This is a genomic window from Microvirga sp. TS319 (assembly GCF_041276405.1).
Lineage (GTDB): Bacteria > Pseudomonadota > Alphaproteobacteria > Rhizobiales > Beijerinckiaceae > Microvirga.
In genome coordinates this window covers 2,344,351-2,367,751 of the sequence record NZ_JBGGGT010000002.1, presented here as the reverse complement: position 1 = coordinate 2,367,751, position 23,401 = coordinate 2,344,351, and the positions used below count along the sequence as shown (strand labels likewise).

Annotated in this window: 20 protein-coding genes; 11 read left to right on the top strand and 9 right to left on the bottom strand. The window is 65.6% G+C overall.

The window, feature by feature from the left end; genetic code table 11:
- Window positions 1–33: 33 nt before the first annotated feature.
- The 5 genes from AB8841_RS20475 to aldA form a co-directional block, all read right to left on the bottom strand.
- Window positions 34–999 carry an ABC transporter permease gene (locus AB8841_RS20475; protein WP_370437641.1) on the bottom strand — a complete coding sequence of 322 codons (966 nt, stop codon included), beginning with the start codon at window positions 997–999 and terminating at the stop codon, window positions 34–36.
- Between the two features lie 20 nt (window positions 1,000–1,019).
- Window positions 1,020–2,051 (bottom strand): ABC transporter permease, encoded by a 1,032-nt coding sequence (locus AB8841_RS20470; protein ID WP_370437640.1) that lies wholly within the window; start codon window positions 2,049–2,051, stop codon window positions 1,020–1,022.
- Window positions 2,044–3,570: a sugar ABC transporter ATP-binding protein gene (locus AB8841_RS20465; protein WP_370437639.1), complete on the bottom strand. Its 1,527-nt coding sequence runs from the start codon at window positions 3,568–3,570 to the stop codon at window positions 2,044–2,046. The genes AB8841_RS20470 and AB8841_RS20465 overlap by 8 nt, the downstream gene beginning before the upstream one ends.
- A 70-nt stretch (window positions 3,571–3,640) precedes the next feature.
- A complete protein-coding gene (locus tag AB8841_RS20460) occupies window positions 3,641–4,621 on the bottom strand; it encodes an ABC transporter substrate-binding protein (RefSeq protein ID WP_370437638.1) in 981 nt (326 codons plus the stop codon).
- 79 nt (window positions 4,622–4,700) lie between these two features.
- Complete coding sequence (gene aldA / locus AB8841_RS20455; RefSeq protein WP_370437637.1) at window positions 4,701–6,173, bottom strand: aldehyde dehydrogenase; 1,473 nt, start codon at window positions 6,171–6,173, stop codon at window positions 4,701–4,703.
- A 399-nt stretch (window positions 6,174–6,572) separates the two neighbouring features.
- Between aldA and AB8841_RS20450 the strand changes: the two genes are divergently transcribed.
- On the top strand, window positions 6,573–7,310 hold the full coding sequence (locus AB8841_RS20450) for an FCD domain-containing protein (protein ID WP_370437636.1): 738 nt from the start codon (window positions 6,573–6,575) through the stop codon (window positions 7,308–7,310).
- Window positions 7,311–7,358: 48 nt separating this feature from the next.
- Here AB8841_RS20450 and AB8841_RS20445 read toward each other — a convergent pair whose 3' ends face one another.
- From AB8841_RS20445 to AB8841_RS20435, 3 genes are all read right to left on the bottom strand, one after another.
- On the bottom strand, window positions 7,359–8,300 hold the full coding sequence (locus AB8841_RS20445) for an ABC transporter substrate-binding protein (protein WP_370437635.1): 942 nt from the start codon (window positions 8,298–8,300) through the stop codon (window positions 7,359–7,361).
- A gap of 279 nt (window positions 8,301–8,579) precedes the next feature.
- The gene (locus AB8841_RS20440; protein WP_370439328.1) at window positions 8,580–9,542 is read right to left on the bottom strand and encodes an ABC transporter permease; all 963 of its coding nucleotides are present in this window, start codon (window positions 9,540–9,542) and stop codon (window positions 8,580–8,582) included.
- Window positions 9,543–9,594: 52 nt separating this feature from the next.
- Entirely contained in the window at window positions 9,595–11,130 is a 1,536-nt protein-coding gene (locus AB8841_RS20435) for a sugar ABC transporter ATP-binding protein (RefSeq protein ID WP_370437634.1), read from the bottom strand.
- A 625-nt stretch (window positions 11,131–11,755) separates the two neighbouring features.
- On the opposite strand from AB8841_RS20435, the gene AB8841_RS20430 reads away from it, so the two are divergent.
- Genes AB8841_RS20430 through AB8841_RS20420 form a run of 3 tightly spaced genes read left to right on the top strand, consistent with a single transcriptional unit; the run spans window position 11,756 to window position 14,079 of the window.
- Window positions 11,756–12,733 carry an aldo/keto reductase gene (locus tag AB8841_RS20430; protein WP_370437633.1) on the top strand — a complete coding sequence of 326 codons (978 nt, stop codon included), beginning with the start codon at window positions 11,756–11,758 and terminating at the stop codon, window positions 12,731–12,733.
- Window positions 12,734–12,752: 19 nt separating this feature from the next.
- Entirely contained in the window at window positions 12,753–13,187 is a 435-nt protein-coding gene (locus AB8841_RS20425; RefSeq protein WP_370437632.1) for an RbsD/FucU family protein, read from the top strand.
- Between the two features lie 52 nt (window positions 13,188–13,239).
- Window positions 13,240–14,079, top strand: coding sequence for an amidohydrolase (locus AB8841_RS20420; RefSeq protein ID WP_370437631.1), 840 nt, complete (start codon window positions 13,240–13,242; stop codon window positions 14,077–14,079).
- A 60-nt stretch (window positions 14,080–14,139) separates the two neighbouring features.
- On the opposite strand, the gene AB8841_RS20415 is transcribed toward AB8841_RS20420, so the two are convergent.
- Window positions 14,140–14,862 carry a GntR family transcriptional regulator gene (locus AB8841_RS20415; protein ID WP_370437630.1) on the bottom strand — a complete coding sequence of 241 codons (723 nt, stop codon included), beginning with the start codon at window positions 14,860–14,862 and terminating at the stop codon, window positions 14,140–14,142.
- A gap of 107 nt (window positions 14,863–14,969) precedes the next feature.
- Here AB8841_RS20415 and AB8841_RS20410 point away from each other — a divergent pair, with 107 nt between their 5' ends.
- The 7 genes from AB8841_RS20410 to AB8841_RS20380 all read left to right on the top strand — a co-directional run bounded on the left by AB8841_RS20410 (window position 14,970) and on the right by AB8841_RS20380 (window position 23,263).
- Window positions 14,970–16,511 carry a UxaA family hydrolase gene (locus tag AB8841_RS20410; protein ID WP_370437629.1) on the top strand — a complete coding sequence of 514 codons (1,542 nt, stop codon included), beginning with the start codon at window positions 14,970–14,972 and terminating at the stop codon, window positions 16,509–16,511.
- A 265-nt stretch (window positions 16,512–16,776) separates the two neighbouring features.
- Complete coding sequence (locus tag AB8841_RS20405) at window positions 16,777–17,475, top strand: hypothetical protein (RefSeq protein ID WP_370437628.1); 699 nt, start codon at window positions 16,777–16,779, stop codon at window positions 17,473–17,475.
- A gap of 236 nt (window positions 17,476–17,711) precedes the next feature.
- On the top strand, window positions 17,712–17,927 hold the full coding sequence (locus tag AB8841_RS20400; RefSeq protein ID WP_370437627.1) for a hypothetical protein: 216 nt from the start codon (window positions 17,712–17,714) through the stop codon (window positions 17,925–17,927).
- A 449-nt stretch (window positions 17,928–18,376) separates the two neighbouring features.
- Entirely contained in the window at window positions 18,377–19,507 is a 1,131-nt protein-coding gene (locus AB8841_RS20395) for a sugar ABC transporter substrate-binding protein (RefSeq protein ID WP_370437626.1), read from the top strand.
- Between the two features lie 111 nt (window positions 19,508–19,618).
- A complete protein-coding gene (locus tag AB8841_RS20390; RefSeq protein ID WP_370437625.1) occupies window positions 19,619–21,208 on the top strand; it encodes a sugar ABC transporter ATP-binding protein in 1,590 nt (529 codons plus the stop codon).
- A complete protein-coding gene (locus tag AB8841_RS20385; RefSeq protein ID WP_370437624.1) occupies window positions 21,201–22,295 on the top strand; it encodes an ABC transporter permease in 1,095 nt (364 codons plus the stop codon). Before AB8841_RS20390 ends, AB8841_RS20385 begins: the two co-directional genes overlap by 8 nt.
- On the top strand, window positions 22,292–23,263 hold the full coding sequence (locus AB8841_RS20380; RefSeq protein WP_370437623.1) for an ABC transporter permease: 972 nt from the start codon (window positions 22,292–22,294) through the stop codon (window positions 23,261–23,263). The genes AB8841_RS20385 and AB8841_RS20380 overlap by 4 nt, the downstream gene beginning before the upstream one ends.
- Window positions 23,264–23,401 lie beyond the last annotated feature (138 nt).

The following is a 23,401-nucleotide window of genomic DNA, read 5'->3' as shown; positions in this document are numbered from 1 at the left end:
GTCATCCCGTCTGTTGAAATGCATTTTCGACAATCACGCGGTCTCTTCCGTGCGCACGCTCAGGCGCGCCTGGATGGCCACCACGAGCAGCAGGAACAGGCCCCGGATGACGGATTGCCAATAGGCGGAGAGGCTGATCCAGCCGAGGCCGTTCTCGAAGTTCAGGATGTTGAAGATCAGGCCGAGCAGCAGCACGCCGGCAAGGGTCGAGCCCACGGATCCGACGCCGCCCGTCAGAAGCGTTCCGCCGACGACCACGGCCGCGATGGCGAACAGTTCCCAGCCGACGCCCTCGATGGGTTGGCCCGCGCCGAACTGCGCCGCGAGGATCACGCCCGCGAGGCCCGCGAGGCCGCCGCTTGCCAGGTAAACGGTCGCCTTCACCCGATTGGCGGGCAGTCCCATGAGACGCGCCGCCTCCTCGTTGCCGCCGATCGCCAGGACCGTGCGGCCGAAGGACGTGAAGTTGAGGATGAGCGAGCCCAGGAGATAGGCCGCGAGGGCGATCCAGGCGGGAACCGGAAAGCCGAGGAAATCCCCCTGGCCCAACTCCGTGAATCCGGATTCGTAGGAGACGGAGACGGATTGGTTCCCGGCCAGAAGGAGCGCGCAGCCGCTCGCCGCCAGCATGGTCGCCAGGGTCGTGATGAAGGGCAGGATGTTGAGCCGGGTGATGATGAAGGCGTTGCAGGCGCCGATCGCCAGCCCGGCCGCCAATCCGGCGAGGAGGCCCGGCACCGCCCCGTAAGGCGAGGCGAGCGCCGCCACCACGCTGCCAAAGGCCGCCGTCGATCCCACCGAGAGATCGATGCCCCCGGTGATGATCACGAAGCACATGCCCAACGCGACCAGGGCGAACATGCTGTTGTAGCGCAGGACCGAGAGCACGTTGAAGCTCCCGAGGAAATTCTCGTAGCGCAGCCAGCCGAACACGATCAGGGCGACGAGGGCGAGCAGCACGCCGAAGCGCCCGATGGCCTGGAGGGTTCTGAGGCTCATGGTGCCGCCCATCGCCGACCTCACCGCTGTCCCTGCCGCTGCAGCCAGACGGCCATCACGATGATGCCGGCCTTCGCCACGAGGGCGGCCGCGTCCGGCACGCCGTTGGCAAGCAGCGTGTAGCGGACGAGCTGGATGATGAGGGCGCCCACGAGCGTTCCGACCACCGTCGCGCGTCCGCCCGTCAGGAGCGTTCCGCCCACCGCCACCGCCGCGATGGCGTCGAGCTCCATGCCGAGGCCGACGAGATTGGCGTCGGCGGCGGAGTTGCGGGCGATCACGATGAGGCCCGCGATGCCCGACAGAAGACCGCTGATGAGATAGACGCGCTGCTTGACGGAGGCCACGGGAATCCCTGCGAGCCGCGCGGCGCGCTCGTTGCCCCCGATGGCGAGAATCTGCCTCCCGAACACCGTGTGCCTGAGCATCCAGGCGGCGGCCGCCACGATCGCGGCCATCAGGATGGCCTGAAACGGAATGCCGAAAACGCGCCCGAGGCCGATGAACTGGAAGTCCGGCAGGTTGAACACCTGCAGATTGCCGTTGGTGAAGACCTGGGCGATGCCGCGGCCCGCGATGAACAGAACGAGCGTGGCGATGATCGGCTGAATGCGCAGATGCGTGACGAGCCAGCCGTTGAACCAGCCGAGGCCTCCGGTGACGAGAACCGGCAGGACGAAGGCGAGCGCGATGCCGACCGCCGGATCGGGCAGGGGAAAGAGCTTGCCGAGGAAGATCAGCGGCGCGAGGGCTCCGGCGATGGCCATGAGCGCACCGACCGAGAGGTCGATGCCGCCGGTCGCGATCACGAGCGTCATCCCGACGCCCACGATCACGATGGTGCAGACCTGGGTCAGGTTGACGTTGAGCGTCTGCCAGGTGGCGAAGTTCGGCGTGATCGCGAGATTGATCAGGATGAGGAGCGCGAGCGCGATCCATGACCCGTAGCGGGTGAGGAAGGCCCTTGTGTCGAAGCGGGACGCGTCGCGGGCAGGGGCGGGAGCAGGCGCGGGAGCAGGGGCTGGAGGAAGCGTCGTCGCGGTGTCAGCCACGGGCGGCCTCCCGTCTGTCCGCATCGCCGTGAGCCATCGCGGCCATGACCGTCTGCTCGTTGACGGCATCACCCGCGAGTTCGGCCACCGTGCGCCCGTCGCGAAGAACGAAGATGCGGCTTGCGGCCTCCACGATCTCCTCCAGCTCGGAGGAGATCATCAGGACGCCGAGGCCCTGACCGGCGAGTTCCCGGATCAGATTGAGGATCTCGGCCTTGGCTCCGACATCGATGCCGCGCGTGGGCTCGTCGAGGATGAGGAGCTTCGGGTTCATGCAGAGCCAGCGGGCGAGGAGCACCTTCTGTTGATTGCCGCCCGACAGTTCGCGAATGCGCTGCTCCGGCCCCGAGCAGCGGATGCCGAGGAGCCTGATGAAGCGGTCCACGACGGCGCGGCTTTTCCCCTCGTCCACGATGCCGCGGCGTCCCAGCGTCGGCATGAGGGCCAGGGTCATGTTCTCGCGCACCGACATGTCCGGGATGATGCCTTCGAGCTTGCGATCTTCGGAGCAGAAGCCCATTCCCGCCCCGATGGCGTCCGCAGGCTGGGCGATCGCGCCGTCGGAGCCTGCGAAGCGGATTGTTCCCGCATCGGGCCGGTCGGCGCCGAACACGGCCCGGGCCGATTCCGTGCGTCCCGCGCCGAGCAGCCCCGCGAGGCCGACGATCTCGCCGGGCCGGACGTCGAAATCGACGTCGCGGACCTTGCGTCCGACGGCGAGATTGCGAACCTTCAGGATGGGGTCGCGCGCGGCCGCGGCGTCTGCGTCCTCGCGGCTCTCCCGCAGGGCCTGCGTGAGTTCCCGCCCGAGCATCGTCGTCACCAGGTCGAGCCGGGAGAGATCCGCCATGGCCGACACCTGCACGGTCCGCCCGTCGCGCATGATCGTCACGCGGTCGCAGACCGCATAGAGTTCGTCGAGCTTGTGGCTGACGAAGATGACGGAGACACCCGCTTCCTTGAGCCTGCGGATCACGCCGAAGAGCACTTCGACCTCGCGCTCGTCGAGGGAGGATGTGGGCTCGTCCATGATGACGAGCCTGGCGTCGAACCCGATGGCGCGGGCGATGGCGACCATCTGCTGCACGGCGGTCGGATAGGCCATGAGCGGGCGATGGACGTCGATGTCGACGTTGAACCGCGCCAGAAGCCCTCGGGCTTCCGCATGCATCGCGGGCCAGTCGAGAAAGCCGAAGCGGCGCTTCTCCCGGCCGAGACAGATGTTCTCCGTCACCGACCTGTAGGGCACGAGGTTGATCTCCTGGTAGATCGTGCTGATGCCGGCCCTCTGGGCTTCCTGCGGCGAGGTGAAGGCCACCGGCCTGCCGTCGAAGACGATCTCTCCGGCATCCCGGGCGTAGTATCCGGTCAGGATCTTGATCAGGGTCGATTTGCCCGCGCCGTTCTGGCCGATGAGCGCATGGACCTCGCCCCGCTCCACGGCGAGTTCGGCGGCGCGCAGGGCCGGTATTCCGGCAAAGCGCTTGTCGATCCCGTGCATCGAGAGAAGCGGCGCCATGAGAGCTCCGTGACCCGTCCTGTCCGTGAGGAGAGGGACGCCGTCCGCCGTGACGGGCGGCGTCCGGCGATCAATAGGCGTCGGCGATGAGCTGCGCCGCGTTCGACTTGTCGAAGAAGCGGTCGGTGTTGATCACCCACGGCTCGATCTGCTCGCCCTTGGCGTAGCGGTCGAGGGTCTCGAACGCCTTGGGGCCGAACTTCGGATTGCACTCGACGGTGGCGAGCATCTTGCCGTCGATGATCGCCTGGAGCGCATCGCGCGTGCCGTCGACCGACACGACGATGACATCCTTGCCGGGCGTCTTCCCGGCCGCTTCGAGGGCCGCGATCGCCCCGATGGCCATCTCGTCGTTATGGGCATAGATCGCGGTCGCATCGGGATGCGCCTGCAGCAGGGTCTCGGCAACCTGCCGGCCCTTGTCGCGGGCGAAGTCGCCGGATTGCGACGCCACGATCTGCATGCCCGGATGGGCCTTGATGTAATCCTCGAAGCCCTTGCGCCGGTCGTTGGCGGGCGACGAGCCGGTGGTGCCTTCGAGCTGGATGATCTTGGCCTTGCCGTCCACCGCCTTGGTCAGCGCCTCGGCCGCGCGCTTTCCCTCGTCCACGAAGTCGGAGCCGATGAAGGTCACGTAGTCGCGGCCCGCCTTGGCGAGGCTCTGGTCGACGTTGCGGTCGAGCAGGATCACCGGAATGCCCGCCTTCTTGGCGGCCATCACGGCCGGGATCAGCGGCTTCTCCTCGCGGGGCGCGAGGAAGATCAGGTCGACGCCCTGGGCGATCATCGAGTTGACGTCGGCCACCTGCTTGGCGGCGGAACTGGCGGCATCCGTATAGACGAGCTGATCGCCGCGCTTGGCGGCTTCGGCCTTCATGCTTTCCGTCTGCGCGATGCGCCAGGGATTGTTGGATTCGGTCTGCGCGAAGCCGACCTTGTAGTGGTCCTTCTTCTTCAGTTTCGGCAGCTCCTGCGCCGAGACGCCGCCGAGCCCGAGCCCGATGGCGGCCACGCCGGTTGCGAGGGCAAGGAAAGTCCTTCTTTGCATCATGTTCCTCTCCATTGGTTTTCCGCCCCGTTCGCGGGGTTCTTCGGGTGTATTGCCGCAGCCGCTCACGGCGTGCGGATCGTCACCAGCGGACGTAGGTCGTCTGCTTCCGCAGGTATCCGTCGAAACCGTACTGGCCGTCCTCTCCGCCGAGACCGGAATGTTTCCAGCCCGTGTGGAAGCCTTGGACGAGTTCGCCGCACGGGCGGTTCACGTAGACTTCGCCGAAGGACAGCTCCCGCGACAGGCGCATGACCCGGCGCAGGTCGTTCGTGTACACATAGGCCGAGAGGCCGTAGCTCGTGTCGTTGGCGAGGCTCAGCGCCTCTTCGAAGCTGTCGACCGTCATGACGGGAGCGACGGGGCCGAAGATCTCCCGCTGCATCACGTTCGCCCGGTTGGTGTCGACCCGCAGGACCGTCGGCTCGAACCAGTGTCCGCGCGCGAATTCACCCTCCCGTAGGCGGCGGCCGCCGGTCAGCACCTCGGCTCCGGATGCGATGGCCTGGTTCACGATCTCCTCGACCTTGTCGACCTCGGGCCGGTTCACCTTCGGGCCCATGTCCGGATTGGTCATCGGATCGGCGAGCCGCATGGCCTTCACGCGGGCCACGAACCTGTCGAGGAAAGGCTCCGCGATGCTGCGGTGCAGATACATGCGCTCGTTGCAGGTGCAGATCTGCCCGCAATTCGTGAAGCGCGACACGAGGGCCGCCTCGATCGCGGCGTCGAGGTCCGCGTCGTCGAGCACGATGAACGGCGCCTTGCCGCCGAGTTCGAGGCGGATCACCTTCAGTTCGTTCGCGCCCGCCGCATAGATCTCGCGGCCCGCGCGGACGCTGCCGGTCATGGTGATCATGTCGCTTAAGGGAGAGCGCACGAGGGCGTCGCCGACCACGCGCCCGTCTCCGGTGACGACGTTGAGCACGCCTTTCGGAAAGCCGACCTCGTGGGCGAGCCGGGCGATCTCCAGCCCGGACAGGGGCGTGGATTCGTGCCCCTTGACCACGATGGCGTTGCCCGCGACGAGCGCCGGGCCGATCTTGCGGGCGGCGAGCGCCGCGGGATAGTTCCAGGCCGTGAGGCCGACCACGACGCCGAAGGGAACGCGGCGGATCCAGACCTCCTCGTTCTGGAAATCGGACGGCAGGATATCGCCTTCGATGCGGCGCGCGGTTTCCGCCGCGAAGGTCAGGAACGTGACGGCGGCGTCGATCTCCCCCTCGGCCTGGTTGAGGGGCTTGCCCTGTTCCAGCACCACGGTGCGGGCGAGACGGTCCTTCTCGCGCCGGATGGCGGAGGCCAGGTCGGCCACGTAACCGGCGCGGACGATGGGGGGCAGGGCGGCCCAGGCGGGCTGGGCGCGCTTGGCCGCTTCGAGGGCCGCGACCGCATCCTCGGCGGAGCCCGCCGGGACCGTCGCGAAGACGATCTCGTTGGCAGGGTTCTCCACGTCCGAACGGGCCGGATTGCGTCCGTCCGTCCAGGCTCCGTCGATATACATCTGGTAGCGGGGCGGGGATTGGGGCCGGTCGCCCGAGGAAGGTATCGTCATGGCCGACCCCCGCGAAGTCCTCGGCACAGCCGATGAGGGGAAAGGGGAGACGGAGTCGTGCCGGATCGTGGCGTCACTCGGGTGTCCTCCAGGCTGCTTGTGTCAAGCAAGGTCAAACCAAACGCCGATTTCCGATCTATTTTGGTATGACCGAAACGAGAGTGATGATAGAGTTCATGGCTGTCAAGTGCGGTCATTCCCGTGCCTCTGCGTCATGTGCATTGCAGATGTGCCCATGCCGGATGGGCTTTGCGCCCTTGCCGTTCGTCCGGCGCGCGGGAGGGGAATTGGGTCCGGATATTTGGTCGGACCAGATTTTGAGCCGGGACACGCTTGAGGAAGATCGGCGCGGCGTCTTATGAAGGCGCGTCGGGGCAGTGGAAGGCTTAAGGGGAGACGATGGATCACAGTCAGGCAGGGCCCCGCCCGGAAGTCGGTGACGGCGCGGGACGACGCTCGGACGCGGTCGTGGCGGATCTCGCGCGACTGATTCAATCCGGCCATCTTCAGGAAGGGGCCCGCCTTCCGGCCGAACGCGACCTGATGCAGCGCTACGGCGTCAGCCGGGCGGCCGTGCGCGAGGCCATTCTCTCCCTCGCCAATCGCGGCCTCGTGGAAACGCGCCTGGGCTACCGTCCCATCGTCCGCAAGCCCGATTACGGGATCGCCGTCGACAAGGTGGCGAGCCTCGTCGGCCATCTCGTCGTCGAGCGGGACGGGGTCTGGAACCTGTTCGAGACGCGCATCTTCATCGAGACGTCGCTCGCCCGCTGGGCCGCGAAGCATGCGCGGCGCGACGACGTGGAGGACCTGCGCGCCGCCCTCGAGGCGAACCGAGAGGCCATCGGCGATCCGATGGCCTTCTATGAAACCGACGCGGCGTTCCACGCGGTGCTCTACCGCATTCCCGGCAACCCGATCTATCCGGCCATTCACAAGGCCTATGTGGAGTGGTTGACCCAGCATTGGCGCTCCATGAAGCGGCAGGCCGACGTCGATCAGATGAACTATGGCGGCCACAAGGCGGTTTTCGACGCCATCGTGATGCGCGATCCCGACAACGCCGAGGAGGCGATGCGGCGTCACCTCGTCGCCGCATGGGAATTCGTGCGTTCCACGTTTCCGACCGAAGAGTAGAACCATGGGACGCGGAGCGGGCCGGGCCCGCTCCGCTCGCGCGCACGATCAATCGTAGAGAACGGCCGCGATCTTCGGGTCGGTCATGTTCGACTTGTCGTAATAGTAGAAGCCGGTGTCGATCACCTTGTCGAGCTTCTCTCCCTTGAGGGCCTTCACGGCCGCCTCGACGGTCTTGTAGCCGATGCCGACCGGGTTCTGCGTGATGGCGCCAGCCATGATGCCTTCCTGGATGGCCTGCTTCTGCTGCTTGCCGGAATCGTAGCCGATGATGACGATCTTCCGGTTCAGCTCCCTGGCCCCGTTGACGACACCGATGGCCGAACCCTCGTTGGCGCCGAAGATGCCCTTGAGCTTCGGATTGGCCTGGAGGATGGACTTCGTGATCTCGGTCGATTTCAGGTGGTCGCCGGCGCCGTACTGGACGCTCACGATGTTGATCTTGGGATACTTCTCCTTGATGCGGTTGACGAAGCCGTCGCGCCGGTCGATGCCGGTGCGGCTCGTCTGGTCGTGGACGACGAGCGCGATGTCGCCTTCGCCGCCGATGAGCTCCGCCATCTTGTCGGCCGCGAGCGCCGCGGCCGCGATGTTGTTGGTCGCGGCCGTCGTGAGCGGAATGTCGCTGTCGACGCCGGAGTCGAAGGCGATCACCGGGATCTTGGCGGCCTGCGCCTTTTTCAGAAGCGGGATGGCCGCCTGGCTGTCGAGGGCCGCGAAGCCGATCGCCTGCGGGTTCTTGGCGAGAGCGGCCGAGAGCATGTCGATCTGCTTGTCGACCATGGTTTCGCTGTCGGGACCCTCGAAGGTGATCCGGACCTTGTAGTCCTTGGCGGCCTGTTCGGCGCCGGCCTTCACGGCCTGCCAGAACTGGTGCTGGAACCCCTTCGAGATGAGCGGGATGTAGGGTTCCTGAGCCGTTGCCGGAGCGGTGAGGCCGACAAGGGCCGCGATGCCGACGGCACCGATCAGAGTGCGTCTGTTCAACATGGTTTCCTCCTGCGGCATCGCACGCGAGATCGAACCCGCATCCGATGCATCGAGTTTATGGTCTTGAGCATCGTTTCACGCAGAACCGGTCCCTACTTCTGCGTTCGATGCCCGCCTTGCCTGAGCATCTTTTCACGCAAAACCGGTTCCCACTTTTGCGTTCGATGCTCGAGACGTCATGGTTAGTCGGGTCCGGCCTTCTGTCGGGATCGGCGTGCCGGATCGTCATGGGTTTGGGCCGTGTGTGTTCTCTCCTCCATCGAGATGAGCGATCAGGGATCAGGCTTGACCTCTGCGGCGCAGGATATCGGCGTAGACGGCGAGGATGATGATGATCCCCGTCACGACGGTCTGCCATTCCTGAGCGACCGACAGGATCCTCAGCCCGTTCGTCAGAACGCTGATGATCAGGGCCCCGATGATGGTGCCCAGGACCGTGCCGCGGCCGCCGCTCAGCGAGGTGCCGCCGATGACGACCGCCGCGATGGCATCGAGCTCGTAGCCCTGTCCGAGGGCGGGCTGCGCCGAGTTCAACCGCGACGCGATGATGAGGCCGGCGATGCCGCATATCCCGCCCGAGACCGTGTAGACGATGATCTTCCAGAAATCCGTGTTGACGCCCGACAGGCGCACGGCTTCCTCGTTCGAGCCGAGCGCGAAGGTGTAGCGGCCCAGGGCGGTGCGGGAGAGCACGATGCTCGAGGCGATCGCGACCACGAAAAGAATGAGAACGCCGTTCGGAATCGGCAGGAACGGCAGAACGGTGCCGATGAGCGATTCCTGCGAGATCATGGGAAAGTTCGGCGTGTCGTTGAAGTAGATCGGCCTTGTCCCGGAGATCACGAGCGCCAGCCCTTTCAGCAGCATCATCATGCCGAGCGTCGCGATGAAGGGCGGGACTTTCATCTTGGCGATGATCGTGCCGGAAACGGAGCCGCAGACAGCGCCCGCGGCAATCGCCGCGACGATGCCGACCGGCATCGGCAGGCCCCAATAGGTCAGGAAGACGCCCGCGATCACGGCGCAGAAGGTCATGAGGGTGCCGACCGACAGATCGATGCCGCCCGTGATGATCACGAAGGTCGACGCGACGGCGAGAACGCCGTTGACCGCCGTCGCCTGGAGAATGCCGATGAGGTTGTCTCTCTGGAGAAAATTCTCAGACGCGACGCTGAAGACCGCCATGAGGGCGATCAGGCTCGCGAAGGCGAGAAGTTTCTGCCACGTCCCCTGGCTCACCACGGCGGACTTCGCGACCTTCGGGGTTTCCTGCTCTACGAGGGTCGTCACGGGGTCATCCTCTCGTCGCCGGGCTCGCAGAGCCGGCCGTCACGCTACGCCGTTGTGTGGCAAGCCGCATGATATCTTCCTGGGTAGCCCCTTCTGCGGGCAGTTCCCCGGTCAGCCGCCCCTCGCACATGACGGCGATGCGATGGCTCATGCGCAGGATCTCCGGCAGCTCGGAGGAAATCATCACGATGGCGCGGCCCTGGGCCGCGAGCGCATTCAGAAGCTTGTAGATCTCGTTCTTCGCCCCGACGTCGATGCCCCGGGTCGGCTCGTCGAAGAACAGGATCTCGCAATCCCGGGCGAGCCATTTCGCCACGACGATCTTCTGCTGGTTTCCGCCTGAGAGAAGCCTTGCCTCCTGGGTTTCGGAGGGCGTCTTGATCCGCAGCTGCCGGATATACGAGCGCGAGGTTTCCCGGATCTCGCGCCATTTCAGAAAGGTGCCGAGGGACAGAAACCGGTTCAGGCACGGCATCACGATATTGGTCGCCACATCCATTCCGGTGGCGAGCCCGAACCGCTTCCGGTCCTCGGACAGGTAGCCGATCCCGAGGCGCACCGCATCTCTCGGAGAGCGGATCGTCACGGGCTTGCCCCGCACGATGATCTCGCCGCCATCGAGCGGATCGGCGCCGAAAATGGCGCGGGCGACCTCCGTGCGCCCCGCGCCCATGAGCCCCGCGAAGCCGAGGATCTCGCCCTTGCGCAGGCGAAAGCTCACGTCGCGGATCGCCGACGCGCGCCGGAGGTTTCTCACCTCGAGCACCACCTCGTGCTCCAACAGGTCCGGGATCTCGGTCTTCGTTTCGGTCAGGCTGCGGCCGACCATCATGGCGATGATGGTGTCGACGGGTGTCGAAGCCGTCGGAAGGGTGCCGACATATTCGCCGTCGCGCATGACGGTGACCCGGTCGGAGATGTCCTTCAGCTCGTCCATCTTGTGCGAGATGTAGACGATGCCGACGCCCTCGGACTTGAGCTGCCGGATGATCCTGAACAGCTCGCCGATCTCCGCATTGTTCAGGGCGGCCGTCGGCTCGTCCATGATCAGGACCTTCGACCGGAACGAGAGGGCCTTGGCGATCTCGACCATCTGCTGCTTGGCCACGGTGAGCTTGCCGACCTCGACGCGCGGATCGAGCTTGAGATGCATGCGCTCGAAGATCGCGGCGGCGTTCCGGTTCAGCGCCTCCTCGTCGAGGAGGAGTCCGTAGGCCCGCTTCGGTTCGCGGCCGATGAAGATGTTCTGCGCGGCCGTGAGATCGTTCATCAGGTTGAGTTCCTGATGAATGATGCCGATCCCGAGATCCTGCGCGGCCCGGGGGGAGGGGATCTCCACGGGAGCGCCCTCGATCCGGATCTCGCCGGAATCCTTGGCGTAGATGCCCGCCAGGATCTTCATGAGGGTCGACTTGCCGGCGCCGTTCTCCCCCATGAGGGCATGGACCTCGCCGGGCAGCAGTTCGAACCGCGCCTGCTTCAGCGCCTGAACGCCGGGAAAGGCCTTGTCGAGATTGTGGATCGTGACGAGGGGCGTCATCGGGCGCGTCCCGCCGGCTCGCGCCTTGCCTGCGACGACCGCGCAGGACGAGCGCCGCCGCGAGGGCGCGCCGAGGCGCGGGCCTCTCGCTGGCCCAGCGTGGCTGCGGAAAAGAGCAGAACGCTGCCCCGAGCCCGCATGAATTCCTCCCGATCGCCGGCCCCCGACGATCCCGGGCCTCCTTCGCCCGGTTCGTCCAGCTCGCGAGGAGACGGACGGGGCTTTGTATGCGAAGGCCTCTTCTTGAGAGAGGATGATATTCATGAAGAGTTGAAGGACGCAACTGAAATGATCTTCAGGCGAAAGGCCCGCGACAAGCTGCCGGGGCCCGGAGAAGGCGTCCTTCCTCCGAAGGGATGATCCGCCGAAGGACGCATCCGTCTTGCCGGCTCGTGGATATGCCAGAGCGCATCGTTTGCGCGGACCCGCAGAGCCGCGCAAACGTTGCGCTGTTCAAGTCTACGGCCTTGAGCATCTTTTCACGCAAAACCGGTTCCCACTTCCCGCGTTCGATGCTCGAGAAGGGAGCATCGGATCCGATCCCAAAAGTGGAATCCACTTTTCACGTCCGGTGCCCTAGCTTGAGGAGAAGGCCTTTGAAGGCGGGGACAAGTGGAGCGATCGCATGGCAGACGACCCGATCGAGAAGACCAAGCTCGGACATACCCGGCTCGCCGTATCGAAGATCTGCTTCGGCACGTCCTCGCTGGGCGACATGCCGGGCACCTACGGCTACGGCGTCGACGAGGAGCGCGCCGGGAAGACGATTCAAGCCATCTTCGACAGCCCCGTGAATTTCCTCGATACGTCGCGCATCTACGGCTTCGGACGCAGCGAGGAGCGGATCGGCGCGGCCATCCGCGAACGGGGCGGCGTGCCCTCGGGCTTCGTCATCTCGACCAAGCTGGACCGGGATCCCGAAACGAACCGTTTCGACGCCGCCCGGGCCCGGCGCTCCCTGGAGGAGAGCCTGAAGGCGCTTGGCCTCGACCGGGTCGATGTCCTGCACCTTCACGACCCGGAGCATACGGATTCCGTCGAGGCGACGACGGGGCCGGGAGGAGCCCTCGCCGAGCTGTTCAGGATGAAGGAGGAGGGCCTGGCGACGGCCGTCGGCCTCGCGGCCGGTCCGGTGGACGTCATGATGCCGCTCCTCCAGGATTGGGATTTCGACGTGCTGATCACCCATAACCGGTTCACCCTGACGAACCGCAACGCGCATTCCATGATCGACTTCGCCTGCGCCAAGGGCATCGCGGTCCTGAACGCCGCCCCCTATGCCGGCGGCGTTCTGGCCAAGGGCACGGATTCGTACCGCCGCTACGTGTATCAGGAGGCGTCCGACGCGATGCTCGATCCGGTCCGGCGGGTCGAGGCGGTCTGCGCCAGGCACGATGTCCCGCCCGGCGCCGCCGCGCTGCAATTCTCGATGCGCGACCCGCGGATCACCGCCACGATCTGCGGCGTGAGCAGGCCCGAGCGGGTCGAGCAGACGCTGCAATGGGCGCGCTGGCCGATCCCGCAGGCGGTGTGGGACGAATTGGAGGGCCTGTCCTTCTCGACAGACGATCCCGAGGCGACGCGCGAGTACAAGGCCGAGTAGCCGGCCGGGAGGGTCCGCCATGCTCAAGAACATCGATCCGCTTTTGTCGCCCGAATTGCTGATGGTGCTGCGCTCCATGGGGCATGGCGACGACATCGCCGTGGTGGATGCGAACTTCCCGGCGGCCGCCATGGCGCGGCGTCTCGTGAGGCTCGACGGCCTGACCGTGACGGCGGTGATCGACGCCATCCTGTCGGTGATGCCTCTCGACGATTTCGTGCCCGAGGCGGCCTGGCGGATGGAGGTCGTGGGCGATCCGCACGACGAGCAGCCGATCTTCGAGGAGTTTCGAACCATCATGGCCCGTCGCGAAGGGACGGGCTTTCGCCTCGCCGCCCTCGAGCGCTTCGCGTTCTATGAGCGGGCGCAATCGGCCTATGCCATCGTGGCGACCGGAGAGGCGAGGCTCTACGGCAACATCATCCTGAAGAAGGGTGTCGTGCGCTCCGCGTGAGGCGGGGGGCCGGACGTGGTTTTCAAGGCGCGGACGGGAAGCGGGGGGAAGGATGCGGATCGACTCTCATCAGCATTTCTGGCGCGTCGCCAGGGGCGACTATTCCTGGATGAGCCCCGACGACGAGACGCTCTGCCGCGATTACGGCCCCGAGGATCTCCGGCCTCTTCTGGACCGCCACGGGATCGACCGGACGATCCTCGTGCAGGCGGCTCCCACCATCGCCGAGACGCAGTTCATGCTGGCTGCCGCCGAAAGCGCTCCCTTCGTGGCGGGTATCGTCGGCTGGGCCGACTTCGCAGCGCCGGATGCAGCACAAACCATCGCGAACCTTGCGGACAATCCCCTGATCGTGGGCTTTCGTCCCATGGTGCAGGACATCGCCGACGACGACTGGCTTCTCCGCGCGGACCTTAGGGGCGCCTTCCGGGCCCTCGTCGAGCGCCGGCTCGTCTTCGACGCCCTCGTGCTGCCCCGGCACCTGTCCCGCACGCTCGTGACGGCGGATCGTCATCCCGATCTCTCCGTCGTCGTCGATCACGGCGCGAAGCCCTTCATCCGCGAGGGCGTGCTCGACCCGTGGCGGGCCGACATGGCCGCCCTGGCGGCCCGCCCGAACGTCGTGTGCAAGCTCTCCGGCCTTGTGACGGAGGCAGGGCCCGAATGGAGAACGGACGACCTGCGCCCCTATGTCGATCATCTGCTGCGGGCGTTCGGGCCCGAGCGGCTGCTGTGGGGCAGCGATTGGCCGGTGGCCAATCTCGCCGGCGGATACGACCGATGGCGGGCGACGACCCTCGACCTGATCGCCGGTCTCTCCGAGGCCGAGAAGGACGCGGTGCTCGGCGGCAACGCGGCCCGGATCTATCTGTCGGAACGCGGGCGTCCCTGAGCGGCAGGCCTCATGGGGCAGGCCTTATGGGGCAGGCCTTATGGGGCAGGCGACCCGCCGTCAGCCGAGGGCGGGGACCTCGGCGAAAACCTCTGGATGAGCCGCCGAGAAATGGTCGAGTTCCTGCATCACGGCTTCGAGGTGGGATTCCATCGAGCGTCGCGCCGCCTGCGCGTCGCCGGATTCAACGGCCTCGAGCAGGTGCCGGTGCTCGGCGAGCGTGACGACGTAGCGCCGGGGTGAGGACAGGAGCTGGCGCACCCGGTCGATATTGGCGCGCGAGGCCTCGATCACGGCCGCCACTCGCGGCAGTTCAAGGCCGTCGACGAGGATTGCGTGGAAGGCGAGGTCCAGGGCGTGGAACGCGGCTCGGTCGTCGAGACGGACGGCTGCTTCCTGAGCCTGCAGGTTCCGTTCGAGAGCCGCGAGGGCCTCGGACGGCAGGCGCTGGGCCGCGGTCTCGGCCACCATCGTTTCCAGAGACCGGCGGATCATCATCGATTCGCGGATTTCCGCGAGGCGGATGCGGGCGGCGCGCGTACCTCTCTGGGGCAGGATCTCGACCAGCCCTTCCGCCGCCAGCCGCGCCAGGGCTTCCGAGACCGGGAAACGCGATACGCCCAATCGGGTGCAGACGAGCCCCTTGTCGATGAATTCGCCTGGCGCGAAGTGCAGGGCCACGATGGCGGCGCGCAACGAGCGTTCCACCTGCGCGGTGGTCTTCCCGCGAGGTCCCCGCTCGATCGCTTCGAGAAAGCTATAATGTTCCGTCTTGTCGGTCATGGTCCTGGCGCTAACATGTTAGTGGGTCCGGCGGGGCGACGCCATCGTCTCGTCGGGGCCACCGTTTCGCACGATGCGCTGCACGCTCATAGACCGATGAGGCGACCATGACATCCCCCCGGACACCCCCCCGGACATCCCCCCGCACGATCCGCCTGTCCGCCGACGACAACGTGGTCATCGCCATCGACCTCGTGAACCAGGGGGATACGGTCTCCGGTCTCACAGCCCGCGAGCGCGTCCTGCGCGGCCACAAGATGGCGGTCGAGCCGATCCGCGAGGGAGAGCCGGTCCGCAAGTTCGGCCAGATCATTGGCTTTGCCAAAACCCATATCGCGCCCGGCGAATGGGTGCACGAGCACAATGTCGGACTGCACGATTTCGAACGGGACTACGCTTTCTGCGCCGAGGCCCGCGACGACGACCTGTTGCCGCCGGAGATGCGCGCGACCTTCGAGGGCTACCGGCGCGCCTCGGGAAGAACGGGGACCCGGAACTACATCGGCATCCTGACGTCCGTGAACTGCTCCGCGTCGGTCGCCCGCTTCGCCGCGGCGGAGATCGAGCGGTCGGGGATCCTGAAGGACTATCCGGGCATCGACGGCGTTGTGGCGATCGTCCATGGCACGGGATGCGGCCACGCGGCCTATGGCGAGGGATTCGACATCCTGCGCCGCACGCAATGGGGCTATGCCAGCCATCCGAATTTCGCAGGCGTCGTGATGGTCGGCCTCGGTTGCGAGGTGTTTCAGATCGGGCGCATGAAGAAGGAATACGGCCTGGAGGAGACCGACACCTTCCGGACCTTGACCATCCAGGAGACCGGCGGCACGCGCCGCACCGTGGAGGCGATCGCCGCCGGCATTCGCGAGATGCTTCCCATTGCGGCACAGGCCAAGCGCGAGACGCGCCCGGCCTCCGAACTGACCCTTGCCCTCCAGTGCGGCGGGTCCGACGGGTATTCGGGCCTGACCGCGAACCCCGCCCTCGGCGTCGCATCCGACCTGCTGGTGCGCCACGGCGGGACGTCGATCCTGTCCGAGACGCCGGAGATCTACGGAGCCGAGCACTTGCTGACCCGGCGCGCCGCAAACCGCGAGGTGGGCGAGGCGCTCGTCGCGCGCATCCGCTGGTGGGAGGCCTACACCGCACGCAACGGGGGCGAGATGAACAACAATCCATCCCCCGGAAACAAGGCCGGAGGGCTCACGACGATTCTGGAAAAGTCCCTCGGCGCGACCGCCAAGGGCGGGCGCTCGACGCTGCGGGCGGTCTACGAATACGCGGAGCCGGTGACGGAGCACGGTTTCGTCTACATGGACACGCCCGGCTACGATCCGGTCTCGGCGACGGGGCAGGTGGCGGGCGGCGCAAACCTCATCGCGTTCACCACGGGACGCGGCTCGGCGTTCGGAGCCAAGCCGGTCCCGTCGCTGAAGCTCGCGACCAATTCCGACATGTACCGCCGCATGCAGGAGGACATGGACATCAATTGCGGGGACATCCTCGACGGGATCTCGCTCGACCAGAAGGGCGCCGAGATTTTCGACACGCTCCTGCGGGTCGCATCGGGCGAGCACACGAAATCCGAGAACCTCGGCTATGGCGATCTCGAATTCGTCCCGTGGCAGGTCGGCGCGGTCATGTGACGGGAAGCGGAGATGGAACAGTGTTCCATCTCCGCTTATTGAAGCGGCACCTTCATGCGACAATAAAATGAAACGAAGTATCGTTTATTGAAGCGTCGCAGCGTATCCGTTTCGCAACAGGGCTGCGACCCTGCGGCCCATGGATCGACGAAACGAGCGATTTTGCGGCCTGGACGTGTAGGTCTATGCTGTTGAGGCTTGCTTCATTCTTTTCCGACCTTATACGAAGACTGCCCCGATCAATCTCATTCCTTTCTTAGCTTTCATGACCGCTCGCCGCCGCTTCCTCCTCGCTTCGTCCCTTGCCCGTCTCGTTCAGCGCGAAAGGGGCGGCCTGCGCCAGATCGAAGGCTTCTTCCCGGAGCAGCCGGGCCGCGCCGCCCTGGTCCGCCTGGAGGAAAACAAGGCGCTGCTGATCCTGCGACTGGCGACGTCGGAGGGTGAGGTCGAGGAGCAGGCCGAGGTGCCGATGGCCCATGCGCATGCCCTCCTCGATGTGTGTGCCGGAGAGATCGCTTACGATCGCACGAAGCTTCCCATCGGGGACCGGGTGGCCCTGATCGATCAGGTCATTCATCCCCGCGAAGTGCACCTCGTGACCATCGAGTTCGACACGGATGGCGAAGCACGGGATTTCCGTCCCTTGGCCTGGTTCGGTCCCGAGGTGACGCGCGACGGCCGTTACGCCACCAAGTCGATCGCGCTTGCGGGCCTGAACGAGTCGCCCGACATTCCGTTGTCCAACACGGCGCTCGAAAGCCTGATCGACACGCTGGAAAACCGCTTCCCGAGCCAGGCGCGTCCGCATCTGCGCAGGCCCGCGGCCAATCAGGCCGCACCAGGCAAGCCCGCGCGCAGCCAGGCGCAATCCCAGGACCAGACCGCCAAGGCCAATCTCAACGAGATCGAGGAGGCCATCATGCGGGAAATGGAACTGACGATTCAGAACAAGCGTCCGCGCTAGAGCCATTTGCATTCTGACGGGATCGGAATGCTTGCTCTGTCTTTTCAATGAAGCATCGTTCTTCGCGAAGAACCGGTTCCCACTTCTTCGCACGCTGCGTGAGAAGCGCCGCGCGCCATCGGAAGCGGTCTCCCGATGCCTGAAATGAGGGTGTACCTCGGACGTCCCGTGGAAAATTAACCTCACATCAAGGTCAACCCTCCACTGTGCCGGCTCGTCAGAAAGGAGACGGCACCATGACCGAATGGCATCACCGGGACCGCGGACCGATCACCGAGGACAAGCTCCTCAAGGCCGTCCATATCCTTGCCGACATCGTCGAAAGCCATGGCGCAACGTTCCGTCCGTTGTACCACGATGTCCGGCAGCAACTTGGCGATTTTCGCCAGCAGCAGCAGGCCGATGCGGCCGCAGCGCGGATCACCGCTCTGGGCGAAGAGAAGGTCGCTTAAAGCATCGAAGCTGAATGGGCACGCAATCGTCCCGGCACGCTCCTGGTCGTTCCCTTGTCCTTTGCCCGTTGCCGTTTGCCGTCATGCCCGGCCTTGAGCCGGGCATCCACGTCTTTGAACCGCCGAGGCTTCCAAGACGTGGATGGCCGCACCAAGTGCGGCCATGACGGCGAGGGCAGTGGCGGGCTACGGACGGTGCCTTTGGGGCTGCAAAAGCGAAGGGCTCTTTCCAATTCGATGCTCAAGCCTTGCCGAGTCTGAAACGGGCAAGCGCGTCATGCCCTTTCACCCGCCATGGGCGTGCAATCGACAATACAATTCGTAATCCAGACCGCCCGTGCATCTCGCAGGGACTGCTTGTCTAACTTTTCGGCCGGGACTAACATGCTAGCTGATCCAGGTTCACGCCAGATGAGCCAGATCTAGGAAGAACGCCCTAGGAGGATCAGATGACGCGCGTCTTTAGCCTGTCTGCAGTTGCTTTCACCGGTCTTCTCCTCTCGTCCGTCGCCACCTTCGCTGGACCCAAGATCGTCTCCGGCCCGGGACCGGATCTGAATTGCTTCAAGCCCTGGAACGCCCAGACCAAGTACATGCAATGGGACAAGAAGCCCGGTCCCTATCGCATCGCCGTGGTCAACGGTTTCGTCGGCAATACCTGGCGCATCCAGATGATCCAGACCGCCAAGGCTTATGCGGAGCAGCCGGGCATCAAGGAGAAGATCAAGGAGTTCAAGGTCGTCTCGACCGGCACGGACGTCGCCGCGCAGCTCGGCGCCGTCGAGGATTTCATCAACCAGGGATTTGACGCGATCATCACGCTGGCCGTCGCGCCCGACGGCTTCGATCGCGTGATCCGCCTTGCCGACCGCAACAACGTGGTGATCGTTCCTTTCGACAACGTGCTCGACACCGACAAGGTGATGCAGGTGAACGAGGACCAGCTCGAGATCGGCCGCCTCTCGGCGCGGCATATCCTGAAGGAGCTGGGCCAGAAGCGGGAGGGCAAGATCCTCGAAGTGAGGGGGCTCCCGGGCAATTCCGTCGACCGCGACCGCCACCTCGGATTCCACGAGGTGATGGACAAGGAAGGCAAGTTCCAGATCGTGGAGGTCGTGGGCAACTGGGACGACGGCACCGCGCAGAAAGCCACCGCCGACGCGATCGCGGTTCACGGAAAATTCGACGCCGTGTTCACGCAGGGCGGGTCGACCGGCTCCGTGCGCGCCATGATGGACGCGAAGCATCCCTTCGTGCCGATGGCCGGGGAGGGCGAGAACGGATATCGAAAGCTCATCGCCCAGCATGTGAACGACGGATTGAAGGGCTTCTCGTACAGCCAGTCGCCGGGCCTCGTGTCGATCTCGATGAAGGCCGCGCTCTCGGCGCTCGAAGGCAACCCGATGCCGCAGCTCATTTCCGTTCCCATCCCGGCGGTCGACTACACGACGCTCAAGGACAACGTGAACTTCTGGTCGAACCTCTCCGACAATTTCTTCGCGGCCAACGAATTCCCGGCCTGCGGCGTGAACATCACCGCGCCTGAGATCATGGCGAAGGATGCCAAGAACACGCAGTAAGAGAATACGCAGTCCGGGAGTACGCAGCCAGGATCCTGCCGCCGAAGCGCTTCCGCTCCTCTCCCGTGACGGTCGGAGAGAGGAGCGCCTTCCGAGCATCGAAGGAGTCCTATGGTCGAGGCCGCTCGCTTCTTCGTCCTTGAGAACATCTCCAAGCGTTATGGAGGTGTGCACGCCCTGCAGGACGTGAATTTCGCCTGCGGCCGCGGGTCGATTCACGCGGTGCTTGGGGAAAACGGCGCCGGAAAGTCGACGCTCATGAAAATCATGGCCGGCGTGGTGCAGCCCGATGAGGGCCGCATGCTTCTCGAGGGCGCGACGGTCGCTTTCGCCAATCCGGCGGCGGCGAACCGGGCCGGGATCGTCTGCATCTTTCAAGAACTGTCGCTGATGCCCGAACTCACGGTGGCCGACAACATCACCCTGTCGAACCCGCCGTACCGCTTCGGCCTGATCGACGGCCGCGCGCAGCGGCGGCGCTCCGAGGAGCTGCTCGCCCGCATCGGCTGCGAGGATATCAACCCCATGAGCCGGGTGGCCGATCTTCCCCTGTCGCGCCGCCAGATGGTCGAGATCGCAAAGGCTCTCGGCCGGGATCCGAAGCTCCTCATTCTCGACGAGGCCACCTCCGCCCTCACGGCGACCGACGTGGACCGGGTCTATCGCCTGCTCTTCGCGCTGAAGGCCCGGAATCTGAGCATTCTCTACATTTCCCACCGCATGCACGAGATCGAGGCGCTGGCCGATCGCTGCTCGGTGTTCCGCAACGGACGGCATGTGGAGACTTTCGCCAAGGGCGCCCGGAGCCGTGACGAGATCATCGGCCTCATGATAGGCCGCGAAATCGAAGGGCAATTTCCGCAAAAGCCCGAGCGGTCGCGGCCGGCGCCCTTCATCCGGATCCGCGATCTTTCATGGGAGAGCCGCCTCAACGGGGTCTCGCTCGAAGCCGGCTCCGGCGAGATCGTCGGCCTCGGCGGTCTCGACGGGCAAGGCCAGAAGGAGCTGATGCTCGCGCTCTTCGGCGTGCTGCGGGGCGTGCGCGGCACGGTGACGCTCGACGGCAAGGCCATGGCCATGCGATCGCCCGGCGCGGCCAAGAGCGGCCGCGTCCGTCTGGCGCTGGTGCCGGAGGATCGCAAGAGCGAAGGGCTGATCCTGTCGATGTCGATCAGCGACAACCTTTCCATGGCCTCGCTCGATCGCCTTTCGCGCGGACCCTTCATCGATGCGGGTCGCGTGCATGCCACCGTCGCGCAGGCCATCGAGCAGCTTCGGATCAGGATCGGCGATCCGGACGATCCGGTCTCGACCCTGTCGGGCGGCAATCAGCAGAAGGTCGTGATCGCCAAATGGCTCGCGACGGGTCCCGACGTGATCCTTCTGAACGACCCGACACGCGGCATCGATGTGGGCACGAAGCAGGAAATCTACCGGCTCATGCGCCGTCTCGCCGACGAGGGCGCCTGCATCCTGTTCTATTCCACCGATTACGAGGAGCTCATCGGCTGCTGCGACCGGGTCGCGGTCATGTACGATGGCCGCGTCGTGCGCGAGCTCGCAGGTAAAGCCATCAACGAGCACAATCTCATTGCGAGCGCGCTGAACATCGTCGAGCCGCGGGAGCAGGCCCAGGATCCGACCCAGGATCCGACCCAGGAGTCGACCCAGGAGTCGACCCAGGAGTCGACCCATGTCTGACGCCGTTCTCGATCACGCGGAGGCGACCGGGAGGAGGCGCGGCCGGAGAGCGGGGCTCGGCCTGAGGCTGCGGCAGCATGCGGGCATTCTCGGCTCCCTTGCGCTCTTCATCGCGCTCTATCTCTTCTATCAGGCGAACCATCCGCGCGGCTTCACGGGGCAGATCCTGATCCAGAACGCCAACGAGGCCTTCGCTCTGGCGCTGGTCTCGATGGCCCAGACGGTGCCGGTGCTCATGGCGGGCCTCGATCTTTCCGTCGGCGCCGTCATGACCCTGTCCGGCTGCATCGCCAGCCATCTCGTCAACGGCAGCCCGGTCGAGATCGCGTTCGGCCTCGCAGCCTGCATCGCCGCTGGTGCGATCTGCGGCTTCATCAACGGCTGCATCGTGGTCTATGGGCGCATCCAGCCCATCATCGCGACGCTCGCCACGAGCGCGATCTATATGGGGTTTGCCCTCATCCTGCGGCCGACGCCGGGCGGCAAGGTGCACGAGGATCTCTCCTGGGCGATGACCAACGACGTCCGGGAATTCGCCGCGACCTTCGGGCTCTTCGACGACGGCGAGGCGGCATGGCTCCAGCCCTTCGCGTGGATTCCCGTACCGCTCATCCTGCTGGCGATCATCATCCTGGTCGTCTGGGTGCCCTTCACCCGCACCGTGACGGGCCGGACGGTCTATGCCATCGGCTCCTCGGAAGGGGCCGCCTATATGTCGGGCCTGCCGGTCCATCGGGCGAAGCTCGCGGCCTTCACCCTGGCCGGTCTCTTCGCCGGTCTCGGGGGCCTCTTCCTCGCGCTCCAGACGTCCTCCGGCAACGCCGACATTCCGCAGGCCGGGGCCTATACGCTGAATTCCATCGCAGCCGTCGTGATCGGCGGCACGTCGCTCCTCGGGGGCACGGGCAGCGCCATCGGGTCCGTCATCGGCGCGTTCGTGCTGCGCACCATCTCGTTCAACTTCCGCATCTTCGACATCGCGCCGCTCCTGCAGCCGCTTTTCGAGGGAATCGTGCTGCTCGCAGCCGTGAGCCTGGGCGGCCTGAAGCTGCTGCGGCTCAAGAACAAACTCGAGGTGTTCCGGTGACCCGAGCTGCATCGCATGGCCATCGTCTCGGACCCGACGACAAGCCCGTGCTGTTCGCGGCCGGGTTCGTGCTGCTCATCCTGCTCGTCGGAACGGGCTATACCCTTTCCACGCAGGGCAGCATGCCGCTCCTGCAGCCGCAATACATCCTGCAGCAGCTCCAGGTCGGAGCCTTCCTGGGGATCGTGGCGGCCGGGATGATGCTCGTGATCCTGCTCGGGCATATCGACCTGTCGGTCCCCTGGACCCTGACGGCCGCCGCCATGATGGCCACCGCGGTGGGCGGGGCCTGGGCCATACCGGTCGGCATCGGCGTCGGTCTTCTGGTCGGCATCGTCAACGGGCTCGGCGTCGCCTATCTGCGCGTTCCCTCGATGATCTTCACGCTCGGCATGAACGCCGTGATGAGGGGCCTGATGGTTGCCCACACGGGCGGTTTTGCGCCGCAGACCGCCGCCACCGATCTGATGCAATATCTTGCCGTCGCCCGCATCGGCGGCGTTGTCCCCGTCGCGCTTCTGGTCTGGCTCGCCGTGTCCGCAGCCGTCGTCGTGATCCTCACGCGGACCGTGCTCGGCCGCGCCATCTACGCCATCGGCAACCGGGAGCGGGCGGCCTATCTGTCCGGCATCGACACCAGCCGGGTGATCCTCATCGCCTTCGCGCTGTCCGGAGCCGCGTCCGGCGTCGCCGGGGTCCTTCTCGCCGGCTACTCCACCAAGGCCTATCAAGGCATGGGGGACGCGTATCTGCTGCCCGCCATCGCGGCCGTGGTCGTCGGCGGGACGAACATTCTCGGCGGACGCGGACGCTATCTCGGCACGCTCGTCGGCGTCATCCTGATCGTGCTTCTCAACTCCGTCCTTTCCATCATGCAGATGCCCGAGGCGGGCCGCCAGATCATCTATGGCGGAGTCATCGTCATGATGCTGCTCGTCTACGGACGCGGCGACCGCGTCACGGGATGACGATGACTGTCTGGGGGAGACGTTGCTGACAACGCACTGCCTTCGTCATATGGCCGGGCCTGTCCCGGCCATATGACGGGGACGGGGATGACACGGCAGCTCTTGTCCTTGCCTCTGCCGCATCTTTTCACGCAAAAC